Source organism: Nonomuraea longicatena (genome assembly GCF_039525605.1).
GTDB lineage: Bacteria > Actinomycetota > Actinomycetes > Streptosporangiales > Streptosporangiaceae > Nonomuraea > Nonomuraea longicatena.
Genome location: NZ_BAAAHQ010000008.1, coordinates 265,258 through 277,631, shown reverse-complemented (window position 1 = coordinate 277,631; position 12,374 = coordinate 265,258). Strand labels below are relative to the sequence as shown.

The window sequence follows — 12,374 nt, the reverse complement described above, 5'->3', positions numbered from 1 at the left end:
CGGGCTCGCCCACGGCTGGAAGCCGGCCGCACCGACGGCTTCCAGCCCGTCAGGCGTTCATCGTGGAGGCCGCCGCCTCCAGCAGGTCGGCGGCCGGGTCGAGGTCTTCCCTGCCGATCAGGATGTGGCCGCGCAGGTGTCCGGCGTAGCCGCTGATCACCCCGGATCCACTGCCCCCAGCGGCGGTCAGCGCCCCTTCTGCCGCTTCCGGTTCACCATCGGACAGGAGCAACTGGCCGAGCAGAACACTCCCGACGTCTGTGAAGTCGGCCGGACTCGGCCAGGCCGGTGAGTCTCTCACCGGCCTGCGCGACCGCACCCGCCCGGTAGTGGCTCAAGGCGTCGCCGACCTGCTCGGGAACCGGCTCCACAGGATCCGGCGGCAGGAGGTCGGGCATGCGGTACTCGTTCAGCAGCGGAGGAGCGCTCACGTCGATGCCTTCGCGTCGGGGGTCTCGTCGCGGGGCAGTCTGACAGCGCACGCCGACAGTTCTCAGACGCACGGGCCTCGCTACAGCTCACTCGCGTGCCACGGCTACACGCGCTCGGACGACATCACGATTTCACCGGCAAGGGCGGATGCCCCGCTTTCGCCGGCACGGACGACGTCACGGTGAGAAAGTGACGCGGGTCAGAAGCGTGGAGAACGGCCGTGCGCCGACGGCGGCGAGTGGTGGTGGGCGGCTCTGCCGTAAAAGGAAGAAAAGCGGAGAGTTCCGCACAAAGAGATGTAGTCCCGACCGGATTCGAACCGGCGCTACCGCCTTGAGAGGGCGGCGTCCTGGGCCACTAGACGACGGGACCTGAGCGGCACCTGTGGCAGTGGTAGTCCCGACCGGATTCGAACCGGCGCTACCGCCTTGAGAGGGCGGCGTCCTGGGCCACTAGACGACGGGACCCTGACCACAAGTGAGGCGCCGGGTTCCCCCGGCGACGCAGGTAACTCTACCGCACCCTGACGAGCACAACCAAACCGCTTACCCCGGCCGCGTGGATCTCACACCCGGTGAACGCGAAAAAGGATGCCCGATCATTCGGACATCCTTGAAAGCTGGGGTACCAGGACTCGAACCTAGACTAACTGAACCAGAATCAGTCGTGCTGCCAATTACACCATACCCCACCGAAGTGGACCCCTCAGGGCTCACCTGGCGACGTCCGAAAGAATAGCCCAGCTTCGGGGTGAGCACCAAAACGATTACCCGAACCGCCGCCAACCTGCGCGGAAACCATCGCGCCATGCCAAGCTAAGGGGACAAACCATCGCATGAGGAGTCACCCGTTGGCTGGGAACCCGTTCTATTCGCCGAGCACTCTGCCGTACCAGCTTCCCGACTTCGCGGCGATCAAGGAGGAGCACTACCTGCCCGCCTTCGAACGCGGCATGACCGAGCACCTGGCCGAGGCCGAGGCCATCGCGGCGAGCACCGAGGCGCCCACCTTCGGCAACACCGTCGCGGCGCTGGAGCGCTCGGGACGGATCCTCTCCCGCGTCAGCTCCGTCTTCTTCAGCATCGCCGCCTCCGACTCCACCGACGGCATCATGGCCATCGAGAAGGAGATCTCCCCCAGGCTCACCAAGCACAGCGACGAGATCCGTCTCAACCGCGCGCTGTGGGCCCGCATCAAGCAGGTCGACACCTCGGACGCCGAGGAGTCGTGGCTGCTGGAGAAGTACCGCGAGGACTTCGTCCGCGCCGGCGCGGACCTGTCGGAGAGCGACCAGGCGCGCCTTCGGGAGCTCAACGAGAGGCTGTCCACCCTCTCCACCGACTTCGCCCAGAACCTCCTCAAGGCGAGCACCGAGTCCGCCCTGGTGGTGCACGACCCCGCCGAGCTCGCCGGGCTCGACGCGGCCCGCGTGAAGGCGCTCAAGCAGGAGGACGGCACCTACGTGCTGCCGCTGCTCAACTTCACCAACCAGCCCGCCCTGGCCCAGCTCACCGACCGCGAGACGCGGCGCAGGCTCTACGCGCTGTCCGTCGAACGCGCGTCGGCCAACTTCGAGCTCGCCGCCACGATGGCGACGCTGCGCGCCGAGCGGGCCGCGCTGCTCGGTTTCCCCGACCACGCCGCCTACAGCGTCGCCGACCAGACGGCCAAGACCGTGGCCGCCGTCGAGGAGATGCTCGGGCAACTCGTCGGCCCCGCCGTACGCAACGCGGACAAGGAGGCGCGGGCGCTGGCCGAGCAGGCCGGGTTCGAGATCGAGCCGTGGGACTGGTCCTTCTACACCGAGAAGGTGCGCCAGGCGGCCTACGACTTCGACGCCGACGCCATGCGCCCCTACTTCGAGCTCGACCGGGTCTTCCGCGACGGCATCTTCCACGCCGCCGAGCGGCTGTACGGCCTCAGTTTCACCCGCCGCTCCGACCTGCGGGGCTACCTCGACGACGTCTCGGTCTGGGAGGTGCGCAACGAGGACGGCTCCGAGCTGGGGCTGTTCGTCCTCGACCCGTACGCGCGGCCGACCAAGCGCGGCGGCGCGTGGATGAACAACCTGGTCGACCAGTCGTACCTGTTCGGCGAGCGGCCCGTCGTGATGAACAACCTGAACGTCACCAAGCCCGCCGACGGCCCGACGCTGCTGACCTTCGACGAGGTCAACACCGCCTTCCACGAGTTCGGCCACGCCCTGCACGGCCTGTTCTCCGAGGTACGGTTCCCCCGCGTGTCCGGCACCAACGTGCCGCGCGACTTCGTCGAGTACCCCTCACAGGTCAACGAGATGTGGGCGACCTGGCCGGAGATCCTGGCCAACTACGCCAAGCACCACGAGAGCGGCGAGCCGATGCCCGCCGAACTGGTCGAGAAGATGAAGGCGACGGAGAAGTTCAACCAGGGCTTCATCACCGTCGAGTACCTCGCCGCGACCCTGCTCGACTGGGCCTGGCACCGGCTCGCCCCGGGCGAGAGCGTGGAGGACGCCGAGGCGTTCGAGACCAAGGCCCTCGAAGCCGCCCAGATCGCCGTCAGGCTCGTCCGGCCGCGTTACCGTACCAACTACTTCGCCCACATCTTCGCGGGCGGCTACAGCGCCGGCTACTACTCCTACATCTGGAGCGAGGTCCTCGACGCCGAGAGCGTCGAGTGGTTCAAGGAGAACGGCGGCCTCAAGCGCGAGAACGGCGACCACTTCCGCAGGGAGCTGCTGTCGAAGGGCGGCAGCCTCGACGCGCTGACGCTGTTCCGCAACTTCCGGGGCCGGGAGCCGAGCATCCGGCCGCTCCTGGAGCGCCGGGGCCTGGTGTGAGCAGCCCGGTCAGGGCCCGCGACGGGCGGGCCCTGACCCGGTGATCAGCCCCGCAGGCGGGCCAGGGCCGCGCGGATGCGGTCCTGGGTGCGCTCGCGGCCGAGGACCTCGATCGACTCGAACAGCGGCAGCCCGACCGTGCGGCCGGTGAGCGCCACGCGTACGGGCGCCTGCGCCTTGCCGAGCTTGAGTCCGTACTGGGCGCCGACCTCCTCCAGGGCGGTCTTGAGCGAGTCGGTGTCCCAGTTGAGGAGCTCCAGCCGGCCGAGATAGCCGTCGAGGATCTCCTCCGGCGAGTTCTTCATCGCCTTGTCCCACGAGCCCTGGTCGAAGTCAGGCTCGTCGAGGAAGAGGAAGTCGACGTTCTGCCGGATCTCCGACAGCACCCCGATGCGGGTCTGGGCCAGCGCCGCGACCTTGCTGAAGGTCTCGCGGTCCCAGGCCGGGTCGAGGTAGGGGGCGCAGCGCTCCTCGAAGGTGTCGAGCGGCAGCGCGCGGATGTACTCGCCGTTGAAGGCGCGCAGCTTCTTCTCGTCGAAGAAGGCGTTGGCGGAGTTGACGTCCTCCAACCGGAACAGCGGCACCATCTCCGACCACGGCATGATCTCGCGGTCGTCGCCCGGACCCCAGCCCAGCAGCATCAGGTAGTTGACCATGGCCTCGGGCAGGTAGCCCTCGGCGCGGTAGCCCTCCAGGGCGACCTTGTCGCGGCGCTTGGACAGCTTCTTGCGCTGCTCGTTGACGATCACCGGCAGGTGTGCCCACACCGGCGGACGGGCCCCGAGGGCGGGCCACAGGTGCTGCTGCCTGACCGCGTTGGGCAGGTGCTCCTCGCCCCTGGCCACGTGGGTGACGGCCTGCGTGATGTCGTCGACGGCGTTGGCGAGCACGTAGAGCGGCGAACCGTCCGAGCGCGCGATGACGAAGTCCTCCTGCGCGTCGTTGGGGAACTCGACGCGGCCGCGTACCAGGTCGTCGATCACGGTGAGGCCCTCGTCCGGCATGCGGAAGCGGACCGCGCCCGCGCTCAGGCCCCGGCTGCGGCAGTGGCCGTCGTAGCCCTTGTGCTCGGAGCCGGTGCGGGCCTGGACGTCCTCGCGGGTGCAGTCGCAGAAGTAGGCCCGGCCGTCGGCGAGCAGCTTGCCGACCGCCTCGCGGTGCTGCGGCTCAAAGGCCGACTGGAAGTAGGGGCCCTCGAACGCCGGGTTGGTGCCGTTGACGCCGATCCAGTCGAGGGCGGCGATGATGCCCTCGGTCCACTCCGGCCGGTTGCGCGTGGTGTCGGTGTCCTCGATGCGCAGGATGAACCGGCCGCCGGACTGCTCGGCGAGCGCCCAGTTGAACAGCGCCGCGCGGGCGCTGCCCACGTGGAACATGCCGGTGGGCGAGGGCGCGAAACGCACCCTGACGGCGTCTGGCTCAGTCACGGGAAACCACCTTGTTGGTAAGAGTGCCGATCCCCTCGACCGTGACGCCGACCTCGTCACCGACCTGCAGCGGGCCCACGCCCGCCGGGGTGCCGGTGAGGATGACGTCGCCGGGGATCAGCGTCATGACCGCGCTGACGTAGGCCACCAGCGCGGGGATGTCGTTGATGAGCTGGCTGGTGCGCCCGCTCTGGCGGACCTCGCCGTTGACCGTCGTGGTCAGCGCGAGGTCGCTCGGGTCGAGGTCGGTCTGGATCCAGGGACCGAGCGGGCAGAAGGTGTCGAACCCCTTGGCCCGGGTGAACTGCACGTCCTTCTTCTGGAGGTCGCGGGCGGTGACGTCGTTGGCGCACGTGTAGCCGAAGACGACGTCCTTGACCCGCTCGACGGGCACCTCGCGGCACAGGCGGCCGATGACGACGGCCAGTTCGCCCTCGAAGTCGACGCGGTCGGACAGCGACGTCGGGTAGGCGATGGGCTCGCCGTGGCCGATGACCGAGGTGGACGGCTTGAGGAAGATGAGCGGTTCCTCCGGAACGTCGTTGCCGAGTTCCTCGGCGTGCGCCGCGTAGTTGCGGCCGATGGCGATGACCTTGCTGGGCAGCATCGGCGACAGCAGCCTGACCTCGGCCAGCGGGTAGCGCTCACCGGTGAACTGCACCTGGTTGAAGGGGTGGCCGGCGACCGTGGAGACGAACTCCTCGCCCGGACCGCCCTCGACCACGCCGAACGCGACACCTTCGCCTGTGGAGAACCTCGCTATACGCACCCGACAAGGCTATCGCCCCGTCAGATGTCGCTACGCGAGCCGTGCGAGGAAGGCGAGCGTGTGGCCGAGCAGCCGCTCGGCGGCCTCCTTGTCGTAGGAGGGCAGGCCGCTGTCGGCGAACAGGTGCCGGTCTCCGGGGTGGAGGAACAGTTCGGCGTCGGGGGCCGAACGGACGAGCGCGCGGGCCGCGTCGAGGTCGCCTTCGCCCGTGAAGACCGGGTCGTCCGCCATGCCGTGGATCTGGACGGGCAGGCCCTCGGGCCACGTGTCGCCGAACTCGGAAACGGGCAGGCACGCCTCGAACAGCAGCGCGCCCCCGGCTCCCGGCCGGGTCTGGGCGAGGAGTTGCGCGGGCAGCACGCCGAGCGAGAACCCGGCGGGGACCAGGCTCGCCGGAAGTCCGTCGGCGGCGGCCCTGCCGCGCTCGGCGAGCACACCGAACCCGACATTCTGGGCATACGCGACACCCTCCTCGAAGACGTCGAAGACCCGCCCCTCGTACAGATCGGGCGCGTGAACGACGTGCCCGGCCCGCCTGAGCTCCCCGGCGAACTCCAGGACCCCGGGGGTCAGCCCGTGGGCATGGTGGAACAGCAGTACCTCGGCCATGGTCGCTCCGCTTCGCCGGTCGATGTGATCATTGGACGGCCGGACTTGATCGGCCCCGGCCTGGTGAAGGGACCATATATGACCGACATCCGCATCGAAGAGCACCGCCTCTGCGGCCCGGAGAGCGGGCCGTACGGGCTCACCACCGGCCCCGACGGCCACCTGTGGTTCACCGAGTGGGGCGCCAACCGGGTGGGCTCGATCGGCTCCGACAGCGACATCGAGGTCCACCCGCTGCCCACGCCCGACTCCCAGCCGCACGGCATCGCCCTCGGCCTCGACGGCGCCCTGTGGACGGCGCTGGAGATCGGTGCGCTCGGCCGCGTGAGCAGGGTCAGGGACCCTGGCGGCGCATCATGAACGCCTGACCGAACCAGGTCCACAGCCCGAGGAGCGCGACCGCCCCAGCCGTGACCACCGCCGTCCAGCCGCCGAACAGGTACTTCACCACCAGTGCGGTGGCCGCGGTCATGGACACGAGCAGGGCCAGCGCCCCGGCGATGGCGTACAGGTTGGCGCGACGGACCAGCGTCTCCTTGAGCCCCCTCCTGAAGACGACCCGGTGCTGGGCGGCAGGGGCGATGTAGCAGACGGAGGCGACGGCGGCGGCGACCAGGGCGGTGAAGTACAGCCAGCGGTCCAGGGTGGCGAGCCGGGGGAAGGCGGCCGAGAACGGCACGGTGAGCAGGAAGGCGAACAACACCTGGACGCCGGTGACGGCGACGCGGGCGCCTTGGAGCAGTTCCATGAAGTTACGGTCGGCCCGCATCTCGCGGGTCTCCCCCTCGCGTCCGCCGTTCACATCCCCCGCCTCTCCATTACGTAAATTTCCGGCCTTTCACCTGGGAAAACCTGATTCCGGACGTTGGACCCCGGCACCCGGGACCTTCGGCTCTTGGCCCGCCCTCCACCGGGGCGCTTGCCTGGAAGGTGGAGGAAAGGAGCCGCCATGATCGTCGTGGGTGTCGACGGATCCGTCGCCGCACGCGCCGCCGCCGTGTGGGCGGCCGACGACGCGGTGCGGATGGCCCAGCCGCTGCTGGTCGTGCACGTCCTCGACCGCGAGCCGTACCTGATCTCCCGTTCTCTGGACCCGCTCGAACCCGACCTGCCCGTGCTCACCGCCCAGCGCATGGTCAAGGAGGCCGTGGAACTGGTCGTCGAGCGCCAGCCGGGCGTCGAGGTGACCACGGCCGTCGTCGAGGGGGCGCCCGCCAGGACGCTGCGCGACCAGGCCGCGGGCGCCGCCGAGATCGTGCTCGGCAGCCGGGGCGCCGGCGCGCTCGCCGGGGTGATGGTCGGCTCGGTGAGCACGCACGTCGCCGGGCACGCACGCTGCCCGGTCGTCGTCGTACGGCCGGAGCAGGACTCGCAGAGCGGCGAGGTGGTGGTCGGTCTCGACGACACGCCCGCCTCGGACCCCGCGCTGGAGTACGCCTTCCGCCAGGCCGAACTGCGCGACACCACCCTGCGCGCGCTGCACGCCTGGGAGGCGCCCATGCACCTGTACGCGCCCCAGGTCGCCTACGACCCCGACGACATCACCTCGGCGCGCACGGAGGCGGCGACCGCGCGGCTCGACCGGTTCCGCCTGGCCCATCCCCGCGTCAAGGTGGTCGAGGACGTCCGGAACGCGAACCCGGCGGAGGCGCTCACGGACGCCTCCGAGTCGGCGGTCATGGTCGTGGTCGGCTCCCACGGGCGCGGCGGCCTGCGCTCGGCGCTGCTCGGCTCCGTCGGCCACGGGGTGTTGCACCGCGCCCACTGCGCGGTCGCCGTCGTACGGGCCTGAACGAGGAGTGACACATCATGACAGCCGGTAGCGATCTGGGACGCCGCATCATCCACCACCGCGAGAGACTCGGGCTCACCCACGAGGAGGTCGCCGAGCTGGCCGGTATGTCGCCCGGATACCTGCGCTATCTGGAGGAGCAGACGGGCACGCCGAGCTGTGCGTCGCTGACGCGGCTCGCGGGCGCCCTGCGGACGACGGTCGAGGACCTGCTCGGCGGTGGCGGCGACCGTCCGCCGGGCGGCGCCCCCGCGATGGCGCACCCCGTGCTGGAGAAGCTTGAGAAGGAGGAGTGCCTGCGGCTGATCGAGCCGGGTGGCATCGGGCGCATCGCCTACGAGGGGCTGCGCGGCGTCACGGTGCTGCCGGTGAACTACCGGCTGGACGCGGGCACGATCGTGTTCAGGACGGCCGACGGCGGGCCGATGGACAGTGAGCTGCGGTCCGGCCTCGAAGGCGTGGACGTGATGATCGCCTTCGAGGTCGACCGGTTCGACGAGGCGCACAGGCAGGGCTGGAGCGTGCTCGTCCAGGGTCCGGCCCACCACCTGACCGAGGCGCCCGAGATCGAGATCACCCCGTGGGCGGGCGGCGAGCGCGACCTTTACGTCACGATCGTCCCCCACCGGGTCAGCGGCCGGCGGATCCACGCCGGGTGAGCGTCACACCCGCCCGGCCCACTGCCCCGCACCGCCCATGGCGACGTCGCTGGCGGCATCGGACAGCAGTTCCTGCGCCAGGGCCATGAGCGCCCGGCCGGCGGCCAGTTCGTCGCCGATCTCCGGGATGGACATGTCGTCCGGATGCCGTCTGGCGACGCCCTCGCTCTCGTGCCATCTGCTGCCCGGAGCCGACAGCACCGCGCGGGCCGAGGTCCTGCCCTCGTCGTCCTCGTTGATGATGACCTGAACGGTCCATTGCTTGGTGTGCATGACGTCCTCCTGTGGCTCGTCCTCCCATTGCAGGCCCGGCCGGATCGCAGCTGCCAGGGTCGAAGGTCCCTATTTCCCCGCCTTCCGGACGGGCAGGGACCTTCGTCCCACCGGTCACGGACCTTCCGGCCCTTCACCACCGGGTACCTGCGGGTTTACGGTCGGAGTAGGTGGCTCCTCGGAAGAGAGGAGGCGGTGACGGCTATGGACGACCTGACGTGGAGTGAACGGCGCGCCCTGGCCCGCATCGAGGAGGGGCTGAACCGGGACGATCCGGCGTTCGTCCGCCGGGTCAACGCCATCAGCGGCCTGGCCCTTCAGGAACCGACGCACCGGGCGCGGGCCACCGTCTGGGTGCGCAGGCACCGGGTGGCCGTATTGCTGTTCCTGTTCGTCGTCCTTTCCGCCATGCTGTCGCTCGCCGCCCTGCTGTAGCTTTTGCCGTACCGGCTCGGGGGGCAGAAACTGCTGGTATGAGGCTGGACGAGCTGCTGTCCGAGCTGCAGGTGCGGCTGGCCGCGGTGGTCGCCTCCCGCGACCGGGTGCACGCGCTGCTCGACGCCGTCGTGTCGATGGGCAGTGAGCTCGACCTGGAGACGGTGCTGCGGCGCATCGTCGAGACCGCCACCGACCTGGTGGACGCCAGTTACGGCGCGCTCGGCGTCATCGGCCGCGGCGGCGGGCTGATCGAGTTCGTCCCGGTCGGGTTGACCGAGGAGGAGATCGCCAAGATCGAGCACTGGCCGCACGGCCTCGGCCTCCTCGGGTCGCTGATCAAGGACGCCCGGCCGCTTCGCCTGGCCCGGATCGCCGACCACCCGGACTCCTACGGTTTCCCGCCCGGCCATCCCCCGATGGGCACCTTCCTCGGGGTGCCGATCCGGGTGCGCGAGGAGGTGTTCGGCAACCTGTACCTCACGGAGAAACGCGGCGGCGGTGAGTTCGACGAGGACGACGAGGCGATCGTGGTCACCCTGGCGACGGCGGCGGGTGTGGCGGTGGAGAACGCCCGCCTGTACGAGCAGACGCGGCGGCGGGAGATGTGGCTGCGGGCCTCCTCCGAGATCACCACGAGCCTGCTGTCCGGCGCCGACCCGCACGACGTGCTGGCCATGTTGACCGGCCGGGCGATGGAGATGACCGACGCCGACGTGGTCGAGCTGATGCTGCCGGACGACGCCGGCCGCCTGGTGGTGGAGATCGCGGAAGGGCAGCGGTCCGGCGCGCTGGTCGGCACCTCGTGCGAGGTGGGGACCTCGCCCGCCGGTGCGGTGTTCACGTCGGGGCGCTCGCTGACCGAGGGAGACATGCGGCTGCTGGTGCCGCTGGGGGCGCCGCCCGCCGTACGCGGGGTGCTGGCGATGACCAGGCGCTCCGGGCGGCTGCCGTTCAGCACCGCCGACGAGCGCATGCTGGAGGCGTTCGCCGGGCACGCGACGATCGCGCTGAAGCTGGCCGAGGCGCGTATGGACGCCGAACGGCTCAGCCTGCTGGAGGATCGCGACCGGATCGCCAAGGACCTGCACGACGTGGTCATCCAGCGGCTGTTCGCGGTGGCGATGACGCTGATGGGGGCGATGCGGCTGGTCGAGCGGCCCGAGGCGGGCGAGCGGATCCGGCACGCGGTGGACGAGCTGGACGAGACGATCAGGCAGATCCGCTCCAGCATCTTCGCCCTCCAGGGCATCGGCGGCGACAGCCTGCGCGGCCGGATCGCCGAGATCGTCGAGAGCGCGGGCGGGCATCTGGGCTTCCGTCCCGGCCTGCTGATGGAGGGCGGCCTGGACACCGTGGTCGAGCCGCCCGTGTCCGAGCAGTTGCTGGCGGTGCTGCGCGAGGCGCTGTCGAACGTCGTCAGGCACGCGAGGGCCAGCCGGGCGGACGTGGCCGTCGAGGCGTCCGGCGGACGGGTGACGGTGGTGGTCTCCGACAACGGCGTGGGCGTCTCGCCCGACGGCAGGCGCAGCGGCCTGGCCAATCTGGAGGATCGGGCACGCCAGCTCGGCGGCACCTTCGCGGTCGAGTCCCCTCCGGCGGGCGGCACCCGGCTCAGCTGGTCAGTGCCGCTGTGATGCGGCGGCCGGACAGCATCTCGATCGCCACCACGATGTAGTGGTCGCCGCCGGAGGTCCACGGCGACAGCGGCAGCCGGGCCAGCCGGGCGCGCTCCTCCGGCTCCAGCGAGGCGCGCGCGTGCCCGACCGCCATCACCGACCAGCCGGTCCGCTCGCCGGGGTCGAACTCGTCGGTCTCGAAGGCGACCACGCTGCGGCGCGTCGCCGCCGCCAGCCTGGAGTCGCCGGCCGTACGGATCACGATGTGCTCGCCGTACAGGCAGTAGTTCACCGGCTGGACGGCGGGCAGGGCACGGTCGGTGAAGACGATCCGGCCGATCTGCGCCGTCCTCAGCAGGTCCAGGCATTCCCCACGCGTGAGCACCTGCAGGCCGGACGCATCCCGTTGCATACAGCCAGCATCCGGCGCGGCACGCTCGGCGGTTAGAGGCTTTGGTCCTTACTTCGCAGCCGTGCGGCAAGGGCCGCGGCCTGGGTACGGCGCCGCAGGTCGAGCTTGGCCAGCAGGTTGGAGACGTAGTTCTTGACGGTCTTCTCCGCCAGGAACATCCGCTCGCCGATCTGCCGGTTGGTGAGCCCTTCTCCGATCAGGTCCAGAATGTGCCGCTCCTGCTCGGACAGGGCGGCGAGCGGGTCCGGTTTCGAAGCCTGTTCGCGCAGCCGGGCCAGCATCGCGGAGGTGGTCTGCGGGTCGAGCAGCGACTGCCCGGCGGCCAGCGTGCGGACGGCGCCGACCAGGTCGGAGCCGTGGATCTGCTTGAGCACGTAGCCCGCCGCGCCCGCCATCACGGCCTCGAACAGGGCGTCGTCGTCGGCGTACGAGGTGAGCATGAGGCAGGCGAGGTCCGGCAGCCGCGAACGCACCTCGCGGCACACCTCGACGCCGCTGCCGTCCGGCAGCCGCACGTCCAGGACGGCGACGTCGGGGCGCAGCGCCGGGATGCGGGCGACGGCGGACTCGGCCGTGCCCGCCTCGCCGATGACCTCGATGTCGTCCTCGGCCTCCAGGAGGGCGGCGACGCCGCGCCGTACGACTTCGTGGTCGTCCACCAGGAAGACCTTGATCATCAGTTCGGCACGAGGCGCAAGGTGGTCGCGCGGGCCTCCGGCCCGACCATGGGGTCGACGTAGGCGGCGTCGTAGCGGCCGTACTTGGCGCGGTAGGCGGCGTCGACGCGCTCGTTGACGCCCCGGTCGTTCTCCTCGCTGAAGGTGACGTCCTTGTCCACGCCACCGGCCTGTACGTGTCCGGCGTGGCTGGCGCTCGCGGCCCGGAACCAGCGGCCGCCGCTCCCCCTGAAGGAGCGAACGAACAGGTCGTCGCCGTCGCGGACGACCCAGATCGTCACGGGGTCCCGGAGCGCGCCGTCGTCTCCGCGCGCGGCGATCTGGAGTTCGTCGGCGCCCTGGATCCTGGTGAGTTCGTCGGTGGTCCATGTGGTGCTCATGTCGGGCTCCTCTCCGTGGACGGTGACCTACCCGGGGGCCGGCCAAGCGAGCGTCTGCGGATACCCCTC

General features: G+C 70.4%; 15 protein-coding genes and 3 tRNA genes. 6 read left to right on the top strand and 12 right to left on the bottom strand.

Features of this window, described 5'->3' with window-relative positions; genetic code table 11:
* Positions 1 to 49: 49 nt before the first annotated feature.
* The 4 genes from ABD120_RS10515 to ABD120_RS10500 form a co-directional block, all read right to left on the bottom strand.
* Entirely contained in the window at positions 50 to 232 is a 183-nt protein-coding gene (locus tag ABD120_RS10515) for a hypothetical protein (RefSeq protein WP_343949568.1), read from the bottom strand.
* A 499-nt stretch (positions 233 to 731) separates the two neighbouring features.
* Positions 732 to 804: transfer RNA gene (locus tag ABD120_RS10510), tRNA-Glu, on the bottom strand.
* Between the two features lie 19 nt (positions 805 to 823).
* Positions 824 to 899, bottom strand: a tRNA-Glu gene (locus ABD120_RS10505).
* Positions 900 to 1,051: 152 nt separating this feature from the next.
* Positions 1,052 to 1,123 (bottom strand) — tRNA-Gln (locus ABD120_RS10500).
* Positions 1,124 to 1,282: 159 nt separating this feature from the next.
* On the opposite strand from ABD120_RS10500, the gene ABD120_RS10495 reads away from it, so the two are divergent.
* Positions 1,283 to 3,253, top strand: coding sequence for a M3 family metallopeptidase (locus ABD120_RS10495; protein ID WP_343949567.1), 1,971 nt, complete (start codon positions 1,283 to 1,285; stop codon positions 3,251 to 3,253).
* 44 nt (positions 3,254 to 3,297) lie between these two features.
* On the opposite strand, the gene gltX is transcribed toward ABD120_RS10495, so the two are convergent.
* The 3 genes from gltX to ABD120_RS10480 are packed head-to-tail and all read right to left on the bottom strand — an operon-like array spanning position 3,298 to position 6,058.
* The gene (gene gltX, locus ABD120_RS10490) at positions 3,298 to 4,629 is read right to left on the bottom strand and encodes a glutamate--tRNA ligase (protein ID WP_425563956.1); all 1,332 of its coding nucleotides are present in this window, start codon (positions 4,627 to 4,629) and stop codon (positions 3,298 to 3,300) included.
* 43 nt (positions 4,630 to 4,672) lie between these two features.
* Positions 4,673 to 5,449 carry a fumarylacetoacetate hydrolase family protein gene (locus ABD120_RS10485; RefSeq protein ID WP_343949565.1) on the bottom strand — a complete coding sequence of 259 codons (777 nt, stop codon included), beginning with the start codon at positions 5,447 to 5,449 and terminating at the stop codon, positions 4,673 to 4,675.
* A gap of 30 nt (positions 5,450 to 5,479) precedes the next feature.
* Entirely contained in the window at positions 5,480 to 6,058 is a 579-nt protein-coding gene (locus tag ABD120_RS10480; RefSeq protein WP_343949564.1) for a dienelactone hydrolase family protein, read from the bottom strand.
* A gap of 78 nt (positions 6,059 to 6,136) precedes the next feature.
* Between ABD120_RS10480 and ABD120_RS10475 the strand changes: the two genes are divergently transcribed.
* Complete coding sequence (locus ABD120_RS10475; RefSeq protein WP_343949563.1) at positions 6,137 to 6,418, top strand: virginiamycin B lyase family protein; 282 nt, start codon at positions 6,137 to 6,139, stop codon at positions 6,416 to 6,418.
* Here ABD120_RS10475 and ABD120_RS10470 read toward each other — a convergent pair.
* Positions 6,393 to 6,860 carry a DUF6328 family protein gene (locus ABD120_RS10470; protein ID WP_343949562.1) on the bottom strand — a complete coding sequence of 156 codons (468 nt, stop codon included), beginning with the start codon at positions 6,858 to 6,860 and terminating at the stop codon, positions 6,393 to 6,395. The genes ABD120_RS10475 and ABD120_RS10470 overlap by 26 nt on opposite strands.
* A 147-nt stretch (positions 6,861 to 7,007) precedes the next feature.
* Here ABD120_RS10470 and ABD120_RS10465 point away from each other — a divergent pair, with 147 nt between their 5' ends.
* Both ABD120_RS10465 and ABD120_RS10460 read left to right on the top strand, forming a co-directional pair.
* Positions 7,008 to 7,850 (top strand): universal stress protein, encoded by an 843-nt coding sequence (locus tag ABD120_RS10465; RefSeq protein ID WP_343949560.1) that lies wholly within the window; start codon positions 7,008 to 7,010, stop codon positions 7,848 to 7,850.
* A gap of 17 nt (positions 7,851 to 7,867) precedes the next feature.
* Positions 7,868 to 8,509 carry a pyridoxamine 5'-phosphate oxidase family protein gene (locus ABD120_RS10460; RefSeq protein ID WP_343949559.1) on the top strand — a complete coding sequence of 214 codons (642 nt, stop codon included), beginning with the start codon at positions 7,868 to 7,870 and terminating at the stop codon, positions 8,507 to 8,509.
* Positions 8,510 to 8,512: 3 nt separating this feature from the next.
* Here ABD120_RS10460 and ABD120_RS10455 read toward each other — a convergent pair whose 3' ends face one another.
* Positions 8,513 to 8,782 carry a dsRBD fold-containing protein gene (locus ABD120_RS10455; protein ID WP_343949558.1) on the bottom strand — a complete coding sequence of 90 codons (270 nt, stop codon included), beginning with the start codon at positions 8,780 to 8,782 and terminating at the stop codon, positions 8,513 to 8,515.
* 204 nt (positions 8,783 to 8,986) lie between these two features.
* Here ABD120_RS10455 and ABD120_RS10450 point away from each other — a divergent pair, with 204 nt between their 5' ends.
* Together ABD120_RS10450 and ABD120_RS10445 are read left to right on the top strand one after the other, a co-directional pair.
* Positions 8,987 to 9,217 carry a DUF3040 domain-containing protein gene (locus ABD120_RS10450; RefSeq protein ID WP_343949557.1) on the top strand — a complete coding sequence of 77 codons (231 nt, stop codon included), beginning with the start codon at positions 8,987 to 8,989 and terminating at the stop codon, positions 9,215 to 9,217.
* Between the two features lie 38 nt (positions 9,218 to 9,255).
* Positions 9,256 to 10,854 (top strand): sensor histidine kinase, encoded by a 1,599-nt coding sequence (locus tag ABD120_RS10445; RefSeq protein WP_343949556.1) that lies wholly within the window; start codon positions 9,256 to 9,258, stop codon positions 10,852 to 10,854.
* Here ABD120_RS10445 and ABD120_RS10440 read toward each other — a convergent pair.
* The 3 genes from ABD120_RS10440 to ABD120_RS10430 are packed head-to-tail and all read right to left on the bottom strand — an operon-like array spanning position 10,832 to position 12,305.
* Positions 10,832 to 11,248, bottom strand: coding sequence for a pyridoxamine 5'-phosphate oxidase family protein (locus ABD120_RS10440; protein ID WP_343949555.1), 417 nt, complete (start codon positions 11,246 to 11,248; stop codon positions 10,832 to 10,834). The two genes, ABD120_RS10445 and ABD120_RS10440, sit on opposite strands and share 23 nt — an antisense overlap.
* A 32-nt stretch (positions 11,249 to 11,280) precedes the next feature.
* Positions 11,281 to 11,925: a response regulator transcription factor gene (locus tag ABD120_RS10435; protein ID WP_343949554.1), complete on the bottom strand. Its 645-nt coding sequence runs from the start codon at positions 11,923 to 11,925 to the stop codon at positions 11,281 to 11,283.
* Entirely contained in the window at positions 11,925 to 12,305 is a 381-nt protein-coding gene (locus ABD120_RS10430) for a DUF2255 family protein (protein WP_343949553.1), read from the bottom strand. The genes ABD120_RS10435 and ABD120_RS10430 overlap by 1 nt, the downstream gene beginning before the upstream one ends.
* Positions 12,306 to 12,374: the final 69 nt, after the last annotated feature.